The sequence below is a fragment of the Xanthomonas sp. 1678 genome, from assembly GCF_031455575.1.
Lineage (GTDB): Bacteria > Pseudomonadota > Gammaproteobacteria > Xanthomonadales > Xanthomonadaceae > Xanthomonas_A.
Map to the genome: position 1 here is coordinate 179,749 of NZ_JAVDSZ010000002.1, position 15,255 is coordinate 195,003.

12 protein-coding genes are annotated in these 15,255 nt (G+C 66.8%); 7 read left to right on the forward strand and 5 right to left on the reverse strand.

All coding sequences use genetic code 11. The annotated features are described in order from the left end of the window. Window positions 1-26 precede the first annotated feature (26 nt). The 4 genes from J2Y70_RS03965 to J2Y70_RS03980 all read left to right on the forward strand — a co-directional run bounded on the left by J2Y70_RS03965 (window position 27) and on the right by J2Y70_RS03980 (window position 4,097). The gene (locus J2Y70_RS03965; protein WP_309913582.1) at window positions 27-638 is read left to right on the forward strand and encodes a DUF2946 family protein; all 612 of its coding nucleotides are present in this window, start codon (window positions 27-29) and stop codon (window positions 636-638) included. 53 nt (window positions 639-691) lie between these two features. Beyond that, window positions 692-2,818 carry a TonB-dependent receptor gene (locus J2Y70_RS03970; protein ID WP_309913585.1) on the forward strand — a complete coding sequence of 709 codons (2,127 nt, stop codon included), beginning with the start codon at window positions 692-694 and terminating at the stop codon, window positions 2,816-2,818. 10 nt (window positions 2,819-2,828) lie between these two features. Next, window positions 2,829-3,455, forward strand: a complete 627-nt coding sequence (locus J2Y70_RS03975) for an SCO family protein (protein ID WP_309913588.1) — start codon at window positions 2,829-2,831, stop codon at window positions 3,453-3,455. An 84-nt stretch (window positions 3,456-3,539) separates the two neighbouring features. Then, the gene (locus tag J2Y70_RS03980) at window positions 3,540-4,097 is read left to right on the forward strand and encodes a copper chaperone PCu(A)C (protein ID WP_309913591.1); all 558 of its coding nucleotides are present in this window, start codon (window positions 3,540-3,542) and stop codon (window positions 4,095-4,097) included. A gap of 199 nt (window positions 4,098-4,296) precedes the next feature. Here J2Y70_RS03980 and J2Y70_RS03985 read toward each other — a convergent pair whose 3' ends face one another. The 4 genes from J2Y70_RS03985 to J2Y70_RS04000 are packed head-to-tail and all read right to left on the reverse strand — an operon-like array spanning window position 4,297 to window position 8,815. Next, window positions 4,297-5,742: an efflux transporter outer membrane subunit gene (locus J2Y70_RS03985; RefSeq protein WP_309914679.1), complete on the reverse strand. Its 1,446-nt coding sequence runs from the start codon at window positions 5,740-5,742 to the stop codon at window positions 4,297-4,299. Continuing rightward, on the reverse strand, window positions 5,739-6,623 hold the full coding sequence (locus J2Y70_RS03990) for a biotin/lipoyl-binding protein (RefSeq protein ID WP_309913593.1): 885 nt from the start codon (window positions 6,621-6,623) through the stop codon (window positions 5,739-5,741). Before J2Y70_RS03990 ends, J2Y70_RS03985 begins: the two co-directional genes overlap by 4 nt. 1 nt (window position 6,624) lies before the next feature. Beyond that, entirely contained in the window at window positions 6,625-6,834 is a 210-nt protein-coding gene (locus J2Y70_RS03995) for a DUF1656 domain-containing protein (protein ID WP_309913596.1), read from the reverse strand. Between the two features lie 4 nt (window positions 6,835-6,838). Beyond that, the gene (locus J2Y70_RS04000) at window positions 6,839-8,815 is read right to left on the reverse strand and encodes an FUSC family protein (protein WP_309914682.1); all 1,977 of its coding nucleotides are present in this window, start codon (window positions 8,813-8,815) and stop codon (window positions 6,839-6,841) included. Window positions 8,816-8,898: 83 nt separating this feature from the next. On the opposite strand from J2Y70_RS04000, the gene J2Y70_RS04005 reads away from it, so the two are divergent. From J2Y70_RS04005 to J2Y70_RS04015, 3 genes are all read left to right on the forward strand, one after another. Continuing rightward, window positions 8,899-9,717 carry a helix-turn-helix transcriptional regulator gene (locus J2Y70_RS04005; RefSeq protein WP_309913599.1) on the forward strand — a complete coding sequence of 273 codons (819 nt, stop codon included), beginning with the start codon at window positions 8,899-8,901 and terminating at the stop codon, window positions 9,715-9,717. Window positions 9,718-9,851: 134 nt separating this feature from the next. Then, window positions 9,852-10,106 (forward strand): type II toxin-antitoxin system Phd/YefM family antitoxin, encoded by a 255-nt coding sequence (locus J2Y70_RS04010; protein ID WP_309913603.1) that lies wholly within the window; start codon window positions 9,852-9,854, stop codon window positions 10,104-10,106. Then, window positions 10,106-10,531, forward strand: a complete 426-nt coding sequence (locus J2Y70_RS04015; RefSeq protein ID WP_309913605.1) for a type II toxin-antitoxin system VapC family toxin — start codon at window positions 10,106-10,108, stop codon at window positions 10,529-10,531. Before J2Y70_RS04010 ends, J2Y70_RS04015 begins: the two co-directional genes overlap by 1 nt. Window positions 10,532-10,694: 163 nt before the next feature. Here J2Y70_RS04015 and J2Y70_RS04020 read toward each other — a convergent pair whose 3' ends face one another. Next, window positions 10,695-15,032: a hypothetical protein gene (locus J2Y70_RS04020; RefSeq protein WP_309913608.1), complete on the reverse strand. Its 4,338-nt coding sequence runs from the start codon at window positions 15,030-15,032 to the stop codon at window positions 10,695-10,697. Window positions 15,033-15,255 lie beyond the last annotated feature (223 nt).

Consider the following 15,255-nt stretch of genomic DNA (forward strand, 5'->3'; position numbering starts at 1 on the left):
TTTTTTGCAGCCGGCGAGATCTGGCCATGCCTGTTTTTCAGGCAGCGAGCAGCCGCACGACACACATCCGCCGCCGCCGCCGCCATCGCTTGTCGGCTGCTGTCACGGGGCGTGCCGTCGCGCTCGCGAACGCCAAGCGGGCATCCGTCGCCATGCGTCGCTTCTCGCTCCACGCTGCGAGAGCGCTGCACCGCGGCTTGCCGGCGATGCGCGCGCCATGGCTACAATGCGTCCGGATGCGACACGCGGCCTTCCAGCGCAGGATGATCTTGTTGGCGATGCTCGCCGTGGCGTTGTTGTTCGCCATGCCGATCGCATCGCGGCTGGTCGCGTCCGCCGTCGGCGATGCGAACGGCACGTGGGCCCAACTGTGCACGGCCAGCGGCATGAAGCTGGTCAAGATCGGCGCCCCGTCCGTCGTGCCTGACGGCGGGGCGCCGGCGGCGCCGGCCATGGATCACATGCACGACGACTGCCCGTATTGCCCGCTGGCCGCGGGCATGGTGCTGCTGCTGTGCCTGCTGCTGGCCCTGCACGCCACACCGCGCCGCAGCGCATGGACCCGACGGTTCGCTGTCGCGCGCGCGTTCCTGCATCCCAACGGCCTGGGCTCCCGAGGGCCCCCGCTTCCGGCCTGAAGTCGATCCTTCGCGCGCCGCGTGCGTGCGTCACTTCATTTCGGGAGTTCCTCATGTCGATTCTTTCCATCGCGGCGCCGCGTGCGTCGCGCTTGGCCATGGCTGTGGCCGCCATTCTTGTGCCGAACGCCGCGCTGCGCGCCGCCGAGCCGGCCACGCCCACCACGCTCGATGCCGTCCAGGTCCGTTCGGCGGCGCTCGAGCGCATCTACGCCGAACAGGCGCTGACGCCGGGTGGCGTCACCGTGCTCGATGGCGATGCGTTCCACGAACGCGCGGTCGCCAACATGGCCGATTCGCTGCGCTACGTGCCCGGCGTCTGGGCCGAGAGCGGCACCGGCGGCGATGCCATGTTCCTCTCCAGCCGCGGCTCCAACCTCGACGCCACCGACTACGACAACAACGGCGTCAAGCTGTTCCAGGACGGCCTGCCGGTCACCACCGCCGACGGCAACAACCACAACCGCTTCATGGACCCGCTGGCTGCACGCCACGCCATCGTCGCCCGCGGCGCCAATGCCTTGACCTACGGCGCCAGCAACCTGGGCGGCGCCATCGACTTCGTGAGCTACACCGCGCGCAACAGCGCGCCATGGCAGGCCGCCATCAGTGGCGGCAGCCACGGCCTGCGCAGCGGCCGCTTTACCGCCGGTGGCGTCTCCGGCGACTTGGATGGGCAGGTGACGGTGGAAGGCAAGCATTCGGACGGCTATCGCGAGCATGGCCGGCAGAACCGCAGCGGCGTCTACGCCAATGGCGGCTGGCAGGCGTCGCAGGATCTGGACCTGCGCGTCTACGCCATGCACGTGGACAACCGCGAGCAGTTGGCCGGCGCGCTCAGCAAGGCGCAGTTCGACCAGGACGCGTACCAGGCCAATCCATCGGCGATCAGCGGCAACTTCCAGTGGAACACCACCACCGATCGCCTGGCGCTGAAGGGCGACTGGACGCCGGATGCGGACAGCCGGCTGGAGTTCGGCCTGTCCTACGAGAACCAGGATCTCTACCATCCCATCGTCGACAAGGTCATGGTCGACTTCGACGGCGGCGGTCCCGCGGCGCCGGTAGAAGTCTTCAGCCTGCTCAAGAACACCGACCAGCGCACCTGGGCCGGCATGGCGCGCTACAACGTCAAGCGCGGCGATCACGACCTGCTCGTGGGCCTCAACCTGGCCGACACGCGCGAGACCGGCGGCAACTACCGCAACGACCACGGCCAGCGCAATGGCCGCACCGGCATCATCGACAACCGCTCCGACAGCACCGAGGTGTTCGTCGTGGACCGCTGGAAGCTCGCCCAGGACTGGACGCTGGTCTACGGCGCGCAGGGCGTGTTCACCGGCCGCGACGTGCGCAACACCGACCTGGCCAGCGGCACGCTGCGCAATCCGAAGGCCGACTACCGCGCCTTCAATCCCCGCGTCGGTGCGATCTACGCCATCGCCCAGGGCAGCGAGGCCTACGCCAGCATCAGCCGCCTCTACGAAGCGCCGACCACGTTCGACCTGGAAGACGACGTGCGCGGCGACGGCTCCACCCTCGAGGCCATGCGCGGCATCGTCTACGAGCTGGGCGTGCGCGGCAGCACGCCGCCCGCGCCGCAGGCGGTGAGTTGGCAATGGGACGTGGATGTGTACTACGCGCAGATCCGCGACGAGATCCTGTCCGTCGACGACCCCGCCGCACCGGGCACCAGCCTGTCCGCGAACATGGATCGCACCGTGCACGCCGGCGTCGAGGCGCTGGTCGGCGCCAGTATTCCGTTCGGCGACGGCGCGCAGCGCATCGAACCGCTGCTCAGCGCCAGCTACAACCGCTTCGCGTTCGATGGCGATCCGCACTACGGCAACAACGCCCTGCCGGCCGCGCCGGACTACGCGTTACGCGGCGAGGTGATGTATCGCCACCAGAACGGCTTCTACGCCGGGCCGACGTTCGACCTGGTGGGCGCGCGCCATGCCGATTTCAGCAACACCTATCGCATCGGTAGCTACGGCCTGGTCGGCCTGCGCACGGGCTTCGCCCGCGACCGCTGGCAGTTCTTTCTCGAAGGCAGGAACCTGGCCGACAAACGCTACGTGGGCAGCATGAGCGTGCGCGACCGGGCGAGCGCCGACGCGGCGATCCTGCAGGCCGGAGCGCCGCGCTCGGTGTATGCGGGCATGCGGTTCCAGTACTGAGGGCATGCACATGAACACTTCGACATTCGCACTATCCCAATCGCGAGACAGCCGCCCAACGCGGCACCGCGCACGCCATGCGGCGTTCCTGCTGCTCGCCTTGTTGCTGTGCGGCTGCAGCCGTCCGCCGCTGCACGGTGCCGACCTGAGCGCGGCCGGGCGCGGCGTGAGCTTCTACCTGACCGACACGCAGGGCGTCCCGCGTCCGCTGCAGAGCTTTCGCGGCAAGGCGTTGGTGCTGTTCTTCGGCTTCACCCGCTGCCCGGACATCTGTCCCACCACGCTGGTGCGCGCCACGCAGATCAAGCGGCAGCTCGGCGATGACGCACGCCACGTGCAGTTCGCGTTCGCCACGCTGGATCCGCAGCGCGACACTCCCAAGGTATTGCGGACCTATGTGCAGGCGTTCGATCCGGACTTCGTCGGCCTGACCGGCAGCGAGAGCGAGATCAAGATCGCCACCGCGCAACTCAACGTGGCCTACACCAAGGTGCCGATCGGCAACACCTACACCATCGACCATTCCACCCGCAGCTATGTGTTCGACGCCGCGGGCGATCTGCGCGTGGGCCTGGCGCACAAGCAGAGCGTGGAGGAGTGCGTGGAGGATATCCGCCAGGTACTGGCGTACGACTGACCGCGCCCGCTCTCATACATCGCACCACAACAAGCCGACCGTCGCATCGCGGCGGTCTTCTCCAGCAAGCCAAGAGGAATCACCATGAAAACCCGCGCCACCGCACTCGCCGCCGCGATGCTCGTCCTGGCAGCCTGCCAGCCGTCCAACGACCATGCAGCGCAGGATGGCCCGACCGCTGCGCCCGCTCCGGCCGCCGATGCCGCCGCCGCGCCTTCCCGCTCTGCATCGCCGAGCGTGCACATCGGCCAGGCCTGGGCGCGCGCCACGCCGCCCGGCGCGGCCGTGGGCGCCGGCTACGTCACCTTGCGCAACGATGCCGACACCGCCGACAAGCTGGTTGCGATCCAGTCCCCCGCCAGCGCGCGGGTGGAAATCCACGAAATGCGGATGGATGGCGACGTCATGAAGATGCGCCGGCTCGATGAAGGCCTGGAACTGCCGCCGCACGCGACCGTTGCGCTGCAGCCGAGCGGAAACCACCTGATGTTCATCGAGCCGCGCGCGCCGTTCGTCGCGGGCACGCCGGTCGAGGCCACGCTGACATTCCAGCACGCACCGCCGGTGACGGTCCATTTCGACGTGCAGCCGATGGGCGCCGATGGCCCTGGAGAAGACGACCACGGGCAGCACATGCACTGACGCGTTAGCGTTCGTATTCGGTGCGCGTTCTCCGTCATCGGCGGTTCTTGGCCGATGGTGGATTCAAGGAGCCGTGCTGCTGGCGGGACGTCGAAGTTCGGCCCAAGCGGTCGATTCCAACGACGTCCTATGCAGTGGATGGAATAGCGCTCGGCCATGGTCCCGCTCAGGCACGGGGACATGCGCCGGCGATGGATCGCTATCGACGTGTTGCCGTCTGACCGGCCTCCGGCCCCGTGTCCGACCAGCCACCGCCGAGCGCCAGGAACAGATCCACCTGGCGGTCGACCAACTGCGCGCGCGAGGACGCAAGCGCCGATTCGGCGTCCGCCAGCGCCGCCTCGGCGGCAAGCACATCGAGGAAGCCGATCCTGCCGAACCGATACAGTCGCCCGGCCTGGCCGCTCGCGCGGGCGGCAGCGTCGCGCGCCTGGGCGAGGCTGCGTTCGCGGTCGATCTCCTGGGCATAGGCCGACAGCGCGGTTTCCGTCTGCCGCAAGGCCTGCAGCACCGCGCCATCGAACGACGCCAGCGCGGCATCGGCGTCAGCGCCGGCCGCGTCGATGCGAGCCTTGGCCACCCTGCGATTGGGCCAACGCCACGACAGCAGTGGACCGAGGGTGGCGCCGAAGCTGTCGCCGGACAGCAGTTTCCCCAGCGAATTCGCCATGCCCGCGGAGGCGCCGATGCTCACCTGCGGGTAGAGGTTCGCCGTTTCCACGCCGATCGTCGCGGTGGCGGCCGCCAGGTTGCGCTCCGCCGCGCGGATGTCCGGGCGGCGCTGGATCAGCTGCCAGCCGTCGCCGACCGGAATCGCGCGCTGCAGGCGCGGCGGCTGCTGGCAACGGCGCGCGTCCTGCGGGTAGTCCGCCGGCAGCCGGCCCATCAGTGCGGCCAGCTCGAACAAGGCCGCCTGGCGCTCGGCCACCAGATGCGGGATCGCCGCCGCGCTGCGGTCGACCGCGGCCTGGGCCCGGCTCACGTCGAATTCCGTGCCGCGCCCGCCCGCTGCAAGCCGGCGCGTGGCATCCAGCGTGGCGCGCTGCGTCTCCAGTACGCGCTGCGTGGCCGCCAGCGTCAGGTTGGCCGAGCAGGTGCCGAGATAGGCGCGGGTGACGGCCGCGGCGACGACCACCCGCACGTGATCGCGTGCCGCCGCAACGGCCTGCGCATCCGCGCTGGCCGCCTCGATGCCGCGGCGGATGCCGCCGGCCAGATCCAGCGGATAGGACAGGCCGATGCCGAGCGCGTACACCTGCGGCGGCGACGAGGGCGAGGTGTATCCGCCCGCATGCGCCAGCGTGGCCGACGCGCTCGCGTCGGTGTGCAACGCGCCTTGGGCGCGGTACTGAAGCACCGTCGCCGAGGCGCGCCGCAGGTTGGCGTCCGCTGTGCGCAGGTCGGTGTTGGCCTGCAGCGCTTCGGCGACGTAGGCGTCGAGTTCAGGATCGTCGTAGAGCTGCCACCAGCGCTGCGGCGGCTCGGCCAGTGCGAACGCCGGGTCCTGGCCTGAGACGAACGCGCGCCCGGCCTGCGGCGCGGCCGCAACCGCGTCGACCGGAACGCGGTAATCCGGGCCGGACACGCAGCCGGCCAGCGACAGCGCCAACGCGATCGCGCCGGCGCGGCGAACCTTGCCGCTCATTTGCAGGCACCCGATGCGCTCGGGATCACGGTCACGCTCGCGGTCCTGCCGACGATGAGCCGGGTCTGGGGAGAGACATCGTCTATGCGGATGCGGACCGGAATGCGTTGCGCCAGCCGCACCCACGAATAGGTCGGCGCCACCGCCGGCAGCAGGTTGTGGGTGCTCGCGCGCTGGTCGTCGGCAATGCCGGCGGCGATGCTGTCCACATGCCCGCGCACCGCGCGGCCATCGCCCATCAGCCGGGCGACGGCGGCGTCGCCTTCGCGGATGCACGCGAGCTTGGTCTCCTCGAAATAGCCTTCGACCCGGACGCTGCCGGCATCGATCAACGCCATGGCCTGCGCGCCCGGCTGCAGGAAATCGCCGGTGTGCAGGTCGAGGTTGGTCACGACGCCATCGGTGCTGGCGCGCACCTCGGTGCGCTGCACGTTCAGCAGCGCCACCCGCCGCTCCGCCTGGGCCTGCGCCAGGTTCGCCAATTCCGTCTCCACCTTGGCGGCGTTGCGCTCGCGCGTCTCCGAAGCGACCAGATCGCCCAGGGCGATATCCCGTTGCGATTCGCGCCGGGCCAGGCCGAGCGTGGCCTGCGCGCTGCGCACGCTGGCCTCCGCCTGCTCCAGCGCGGCGGCGACGCGGGGCTGGTCCAGCACCAGCAGCAGCTGGCCGGCTTTCACCCGCTGGTTGTCGTGCACCAGCACCTGCGTGACCAGCCCGCCCATGTCCGATGCCACCCGCACCACGTCCGCGCGCACCCGGCCATCGCGCGTCCATGGCCGCGTTTCGTAGCGGTTCCAGATGGACAGGGCCGCGACGATGGCGATGGCGAAGACGGCGAGCGTGGCGCTCCAACGTCCGATGACGACAAGCATGTGCTTCATTTCATTTCTCGAGCAGGGGCACGAGCCGGATCAGCAGCTCCGCCAGGATCACGAACAGCGACAGGCCCACCAGCGGCCGATAGGCGAACACCCGGTACAGGCCGAGGCGCGCCAGCAGCCGCGACACCAGTAGCGACAGCGCCAGCGCGACCAGCGCCACCGCCAGCAGGCCGGGAACGAAGACGCCATCGAAGGAAAGATCGGCAAACATCGCCTCAGTCCCGTTGCGCGATCAGCGGCGCCAGCAGGTCGCGGCGCAGATCCGAAAGCAGCGAGAGCACGCGTTCGCCTTCGGGTTCCTTGTCCGCGATGACTGCCATGCGCATGCAGTCGAGGGAGTCCAGCAGTTGCCCGTCCAGCGCGTGTGCGGGCATGGCACGGGTCCGGAAATGGGCGGCCGCCCGGTCGAGCAACTCGGCATGGCAGACGCGGGCGTCTTGCCCCTTCAGCGCCTTGCCCATCGCACGCAGCTCGGCCACGGCGCCTGCTGCGCGCATGTCCGCAAACAGCGTGCGCAGGGTGTGGGCGGCATCCGGGTGGCCGCGCAGGCGCGGGGCGAGCAGCCCGAGCCGGTCCACCATGCGGCTGGTCCAGTCGGCGGTAGTGCGTCCACGTCCGCGGGCGCGGCGTGCGATGGCGCGCGCGATCGCACGCAGCAGCCGCTTGCGGGTGCGCTGCGTGTCCATCGTCTGGAACAGCAGCATGCTGCACAGCGCCGCCGCCGTGCCCACGAATAGCGCCACGCTGCCGTTGAGCGCGCCCGCGAAGCTCGCGGCATTGGTGGCGCCCAGACCCGCGATGAGCGGAAACGTCAGCACCACCCCCAACGCGCCCATGATGAAAGGCGGGCGCGCCAGGAACGACCCGCACAGCAGCAGCGCCGGCGCCAGCGCGGCCGCCAGGCCGACGAAATCGGACAGGCTCGGGAAGATTACGAAACCGTACAGCAGCCCGACCGCGACACCGATGGCCGACCCGGCCAGATAGCGCATGACATGGCCGGCAGGGGCCTCGGTCGTGCCGAACAGCAGGCACGCCGTGCCGACGATGGACACTGCCGTTGCGCCATCGGACCAAGCCGTGGCGATCCACAGGCCACAGCTCAGCACGATGCCGACGAAGGCACCGAACGCGGCGCGCAGCGCAAGGCGGTGATCGCGATGCAGGACGTGGCCGCGCGCCTGTTTCGCCAGCCGCGCGGGAACCCGCAGGCGCCAGTGCGGGTTGGCGGCGCGCAGCTGCGCTTCCAGCAAGCGGCAATCGCGATGCGCGGTGTCCAGTTCGGCAAGGCGCGAGGCCAGGTTGGCCTGCAGCACGTCGCGCCAGCCGTCCGCGTCGGCCGTGTCCACGGCCTGCGCACCGCGCTCGGCTGCGCGCAGCTCGGCCATCGCATCGTCCACGGCGCTGGACAGCAGCAGCACGTCGAGCATCCGATCGTGCAGCGCCCGCAGCATCTCCACCTGGGCAGGGCCATACGCGCTATCGAAGCGCAGGTGCACGGAGAGCGTGTGCAGCTCCAGCAGATCCACCGCCGCCTTCGCGCGATCCTCCGCCAGCACCGCGTCCTTCGCGCCCGCGCGCATGTCCTGCGTCCAGCGCTCGGCATCGGACAGGATCGCGGCCACGCGCGCCTGCACACGCGGCGCCACCTTGCGCGGCAGCACCAGCCCATGCACCAGCGTGGCGGCCAGGATGCCGAGGGCGATTTCCTGCACGCGGGTGATGGCGATGCTGAAGACCTCACCGGGCACCATCACGCTGGGGAAGCCGATCAGGCTGGTCGTGTACCCGGCCAGCAGGAACGCGTAGGAGCGCGGCGTCCGGTCGAGCATGGCCAGGTACAGGCACAGCCCCATCCACGCGGCCAGCGCCACGCTCAGCACCAGCGGCGCGTTGGCGAAGCGCGGCACCAGCGCCACCGTGGCCACCGCACCGCCCAGCGTGCCCACAAGGCGGAACAGGCCACGGCTCAGCGTGGCCCCGGACAGCGGCTGCGACACCACGTACACCGTGCCGATCACCCAGAACGGACGCGTCAGGCCGATCCGCAACGACAGGTACAGTCCGAGCAGCGCGGCGGCCAGGCACTTGAGCGAGAACAGCGCGGCCTCCCGATCGGCCTGCAGCGCGGGCGCCGTCAGCAGCGCGAGCGGCCGCGCGAGGAAGGAGCGGGCAGGGGAGGGGTCCGGCATGTGCATGGGCACATCGTAGGCAGCGGCCCGCTCGCCGAATTTCGCTACAATGACAACGTTTCGCTAAATCCGGTCAACCTGGCATGACGCGCGTGACGCTCCCCGGCTTCGATCTGGACCCGGACGCGACGGACCGGCCAGCGGTTGCCAGCCGCTTGCAGGTGGCCGACCACGACGCCGAGATCCCGGTGCACGAACACCGCAAGGGGCAGTTGATCCTCGCCCTGCACGGCGCCGTGACCTGCCAGGTCGAACGCGCCCTGTGGATCGTGCCGCCGCAGTGCGGCGTGTGGATTCCCGGCGGCATGCCGCACAGCAACCGCGCCACCGCCAACGCCCGCCTGTGCTATCTGTTCGTCGAACCCGGCCTCGTGGACTTGCCGCAGCACTGCGTGACGCTGTCCATCTCGCCGATGGTGCGGGAGATGATCCTGCACCTGGCCGACGCACCGCCCGACGACCCGCGCGACGGGCACACAGACCGGCTCGCGCGCGTGCTGCTGGACGAACTGGTGCAGATGCCGGCGGAACGCCTGTACCTGCCGGTCAGCCACCACCCGAAAGTGCGGGCCCTGGCCGACGCGCTGGCCGCGCATCCGGCGGACCGCAGCACCATCACCGACTGGGCCAAGCGCCTGGCGCTGGGCGAACGCACGCTGACGCGCCTGATCGCCCGCGAAACCGGCCTGTCCTTCGGCCGCTGGCGGCAACAGCTGCACCTGCTCATCGCCATCCGCGACCTGGCCGGCGGCGCCCCGGTCCAGCGCGTGTCCGAAAGCCTCGGCTACGAATCGGTCACCGCGTTCATCACGATGTTCAAGAAGGCGCTGGGGCTGTCGCCGACGCGGTATTTCGCGGTGCGGTCGCGGGGTCGAGCTTCTGGTGGGAGGGATGAGAGATGAGCTTTTCGACTGCGGAACCGAAAGTGCGCATAGCGTTGCGCTGTCGCCTGCTACCAACCGCCCGGCTGCTCGCTTGCGCCTCAAATCTGCACTGTAGTAACGTAACTACATAGGGTGAACGCAGGAGGTGCCCAATGACCATCACAACCTTATCCAGTCGGGAACTGAACCAGGACGTGACGCGGGCCAAGAAGGCCACCAAGAGCGGCCCGGTGTTCATCACGGATCGCGGCAAGCCTGCGCACGTGCTGTTGAGCTTCGAGGACTACCAACGGCTGACAGGGCAGCGGCGCAACATTGCCGACGCACTGGCGATGCCGGGTGTTGCAGACATCGAGTTCGAACCGCCGCGCGTGACGATTGGAGCCCGGGCGGCTGACCTCTCGTGATGTATGTCCTCGACACCAACGTGCTGTCCGAGCTGCGCAAGGTGCGGCTCGGCAGGGCGGATGCGAATGTGGCGGCGTGGGCGGAAAGCGTCGATGCCGCCGATCTCTTCATCTCGGCCATCACCGTCATGGAGCTGGAGCTTGGCGTTCTTTCGATTGAACGCAAGGACGCCACCCAGGGCGCCATGCTGCGCTCATGGCTGGAGCAACACGTATTGCCCGAGTTCTCCGGGCGTACATTGCCGATCGATACCGCTGTGGCACAACGCTGCGCTCGGCTGCATGTACCCGACAAGCGTGGCGAGCGCGATGCGCTTATCGCGGCGACGGCGCTGGTGCATGGCATGTCGGTGGTCACGCGCAACGTCTCTGATTTCGAGCCCGCGGGAGTTCCCATCGTCAATGCGTGGGAGCCGTTGCCATGATTGCCTGTGAAAGGAAATTGGAAGTTGCCCGCTATGAAAAAAGAAACGACGGTTAGAAGTCAACCTGACCCCGTTGATTTTGGTCTGCGGTCAGTCCAACAAGCAGCTAGGACCAGGCGGCAAGAAGCACGTTTGGCTAGCTAGAATAGATCGATGCCCGGATTCACACCGGCTTCCTCGTTGCGGACTTGCGTGCGCGTTTCTTTTTGACACCGAGCTTCACGCCGCCGAGATAAAGACCGCGAGCCACCAGAAACGCATCGGCCCCCAAGCTTGCTAACAAGGCTTCAGCTTCGGTGTTGAGGCGGCTGATCACCTCTTCGAAGGTCATCGTCAAGCCGGTGTCCGAATCCTCCCAAGTCTTCTCGCCGCGCCAGGAGATCCAGAGGACTCCTACACGTCGATACTCCGGCGCCATGTATTGCCCGACCAACTGGAATCGCAGCGCGTCGCTCAGATCCTTGTATGTGTAGCCGTTCTCGCCGATCTTCAATTCAATCGAAGCCTGCAAATTTCCAGGCGCGGTGGAGATCAGTCGGATATCCGTCTCTTTCTCTTCGGCCGTAGCCGACTCCTGAGTGGTGGTGTAGGAGTTCAGCGACCGCTGACGGAACTGCGATGCAAGTTCGCGTCGTAGCAGCTTCTCCTCAGTGATCTTCTCCCAGAGTTCACGCGGCGACTCATCCTGGCGAAGCAGGTCATCGACATCATCAAGTCTCGACGCAAGGATCTGAGCCATCTGTGCTCTGCTTCGGGGCGCGACCTCGAAGTTCTCCTCAAACGCAATCACTTCCCGCTCAGTCATCGGCACTGCATCCAGCTCCTGCGCGAGCTTCTCGCGTCCAATCGCAATCAACCGGTCGCGGTAGCGCGCCACATCGGGATCATCGGCCAGGCTGAGCTTCAACTTCCAGGCTTCGGTGCCTGGAGCATCCATGAACGCGTTGGAGAGCATGCTGCGCGCATACTCAGCATCGTCGCGAAAACCACTCTCTCGCATGCCCTGTCGGGCGTCGTCGTGCTCGCTACGCACATGGCGATTGGCAAGGCGAACAAATCGCAGGAGAAGTTCGGGCTGCTCGCTGAGTTTAGCGATGTCGATCGCGGCGTGATGGCCAAAGAGCGCGCCAATCCACCGGACCATCTCTGACTTCTTGGCGGGCTCCACGGACTTGCCGAGGCGCTCCAAGGCGTCGGCTAGCGCTGTATGATTGATGCGGGCAAGGATGGGGAGCCAGAGGCCGAGCGTGGGCTCGCTGGCCCCATTCTCGATTGCCGCCAGCGCAGCGGCTTCGAGCATTGCTGTATCGCTGGCCGTGCCGAACTCGAACAAGTAGGAGGCCGCATGCTCTATCGTTTTCTGGTCAGGCCCGGAGAGTGGGCCTGCCACCATAGAGTTGTGGACCCAGGCTTGGACGCGGGGCAGGAGTAGCCTCGCCACCACGGGAGCAACACGCTGGACATGTTTCAGGAGCATCCCGTGCAGATCATCGCCACTCCGCAGCGCGTCGTCCAGCTCGCTGCCGATGATTTCATCAACCGCCTTCGGGTGCCGCACTGCCAACTGCTCCACCCAACGCGGCAGGCGGTTCAGTTCGATCAGCGCATATCGACAGGCTAGCTTCGCTTCGTCCGCGGTGAGCTTGTCCGCCCAGAGTGGGTCTTCCGCTTCGGCGTAAATGCCTGCAAGGCCCATGCGCCAGATAACGAGATAAGTGCTCTTCTCGTCTTTCGAGCGCTCTGAACGAACCGTTGGCGTCCTGGTCCGCCAGCTGGCCGCGAACGCCGCCCGGAAGCGATCGGCGATCTCCTTACCGAACATCCGTTCGAGATAGCCGCGGTTCCAACCCGCATGGTCGCTGGCGCCTCGGTCGGTATCCGTTGCGCACCAGATGTCCCAGATCGTCCTCTCGACGCGCGCGGGAGCGAATACGTCGTCGGGGCGTTCCGCAATCTCACGAAAGCGCAGGCGCCAGTCCGACAGTCCGCGCGCATGCTTGCGGCGGTTGGCTTCTCGGCGCTCCGCATCCCGTTTCATCCAGGCTGGCTCTTCCCGCGGCTCAGAGATGCGCTTGGCGAAAAAGTCCGCCTCTGCTTCGAGTTCCGCATTGCCCTTGGCGGCCGATTTCAACTCGCGCGCCCAGGCTTCCGAATCAGGCTTCCCATGCGTGAAGGACTTTGCCGTTTCGAATGCAAGTGCCTGCTCTTCCGCGCTGCGCGCTGGGTCAGAGATCGCTGACAGCAACCACGTTTCATCCTTGACAGGATTGAGCCGGAGTCCGCAGTCGCTATGGACGCGGATCAGGCGTGCTTGCGCATCTCGGTCGCCCTTGGGGTGGTGCTTGTGGGCCATGGCGTCCTGCGCCCAGTAGACGCCTGCGCGCAACTCTGGGGACGCGTCGCCAAGGGCTGCGTGGAGCGCCTTGGCATCCTCGTCCGAGTCGTAGTCCCCGCGTGCGAGGAGAAGCGACATCGTAATGTCGCGCATAAGAGTGGCGTCAGTGCGGCCCTCCCGAAGGCGCCGCACGCTACTGGCGAGAAGGGCCGGGACCAAATTTTGCCGGTTCGTGCGAAGCCGGTAATGCTCCTCATGCCAGTGGACCCCGGAAGCGACCAAGTTGGACAGCTCTTGATCGAGAAGATCGACTTGATCCTGGGGAAGGTCTGGTTGCTCGGCAACATTGGCCAGATGTGTGGCCTGCCCATAGACGGACTCCTTCTCGGCTGGAAGGACGTTCAAAACGCCTACCAGCTGCCGAACGGTCATCGTCCGCGGGAAGAACTCCAAGATGGCGCGCTGGCGGAGTGGCATCGTCCACTTTTTGTCGGGCGTAGCCATTTCGTCCAGAAGCAATGGGAGGCGCGGGTCTGACAGGCGCGCTAGGGCCATCAGCGCACTGACACGGGTGGGGGGGTGTTCCTTCGGGTTGATCGCAACTGCGTGGGCAATGTCGGCGTTGTCTGTCATGCCCCCGTCGCCAATCAGGCCGAGCAGCGTCTCCTTGACCTCAGGATTTTCGATGCCGTTCGACCAGAGGCGGGCGATGTCCGCAGTCAGGTCCTTCGAGGCGAAGCGCTCGACCTGCACCTTCGAGACGGCCTGGCCGCGCCATGTTCCCTTGCCCTGCTGGACAACATAGGCGGCCAGTGCAGCCTGTCGCAGCGGAAGGTCGAGCGACTCAGGATCGCCGTAGTGAAGCAGGAGCGCTGGCTCATGCTTCAACACCTCATGGCGCACATACTCATTGTCGGCGGCGAGCCACGCCACGACAGAGCGCATCGCCGGGCGCACCAGGCGCTCTCCGTCCGGCAGCGTCGCAAACAGCAGTCCCCCAAGCGCGGCATGCGACATGCCCCGGTCGACGAAGCCCTTGATGTGCTCCGCTGCGAGGAACTCAATTACTGATCGGTGGTAAAAGCGCACGCGGCCGTAGTTGGCAAAGCCGAACAGTGCGCGCTGCAACAGGGTGTCAATCTCGTCCCAAGTGAAGTCTCCCAGCACCTTAGACGGATCGATGGATCCATCGCCAGACGCCCGGTCGGCATCATTGCCAAACCAGAGCGCGAACCGCCCCCTCATCAGCATAGCGAACGCGAGCCGGGCGGCTGCCTCCCGCGCACGCGCGCTACTCAGGTCTAGGCGTTCGGCATGCTTGGGGTTCTTCCTAAGCCTAATGTCTATTGCGGAGTGGATCTGATCGCGATGGCGCTGGATGCGGCCGTGCTCCTTCCAGTCGCCACAGAGGGCTAGGAAATCGAGTGGCCTTCGCGCGAAGTCATGCGCGTTACGGGCCTCAATCGCCGCAAAAAGCGCGTCGACATCTTTAACCTTGGCTTCTTGCGCCAAGGCGTGCATCTCTTGCCTTCGAAGCGGCGAGAGGGCGACCTCGCGCCACTGCATGGGCCTCTGCTCCTCGCGCTTTCGCGTCTCGACGCGCATTGCAAAGTTAGCGAACTCGGTCTCGGAATCCTCCACGGTCTCGGGCGAGGACACCGGTAGATGCTTCTCGATGATCTGCCGGTCAATGGCGATCGGGCGCGTGGTGATGACGATCGACGCGCGGTCGAGATGGCCGTGCAATGAGCGCGCGATGGAGCGCACGGCGCGCTCGAACAACCGCGGTGAAAGCTTCGCTTCGTCGATCGAGTCGAGGAAGAAGATTGCGCGCTCGGTATGCGCAGATTTCCAGGCATCGAAGCGCACCCGCTCGTCCGGGTCAAAGCCTTCCTCGATCGAAGCATCGCCAAGAGCGGCAAGTTCGGCGAAGAAAGCGGGGCGACCCTCACCCCAAAGCTGCTCTTGCATCTGCTGGCACTCGTAGGTCTTGCCCATCCCTGCTTCGGACACGATGAGGACCCGATCGGACTCGAGAAGCGTGGGCCAGTCGACCTTGCCGCGATCCGTGAAGCCAGCTAGGAAATCAGCCCTCTCCGGATCGTCACTGTATTCGTTGGGGAGATCGAAGAACGTCCTGAGAATTGCGGAGCGATCCAAAGCCATGACGAAAATAAACCTCGAAGTAGTAGGCGCGTCGTCAAATCTTTGCGCCTTGCGGGTCCAGCTTACAGGGACCTATCTCAATACTAGAGCCTTGGGGTAGCCTCGCGCGTATGAGGCCGGTATCGGGGTCAGGTTGACTTTCTCCGCTCCAGCAGGATGTCCCGCAATGTCTACGGGTATCATGCTTTAAGCGTTGACAGCCTCTTTTGGTCGAGCAACTATC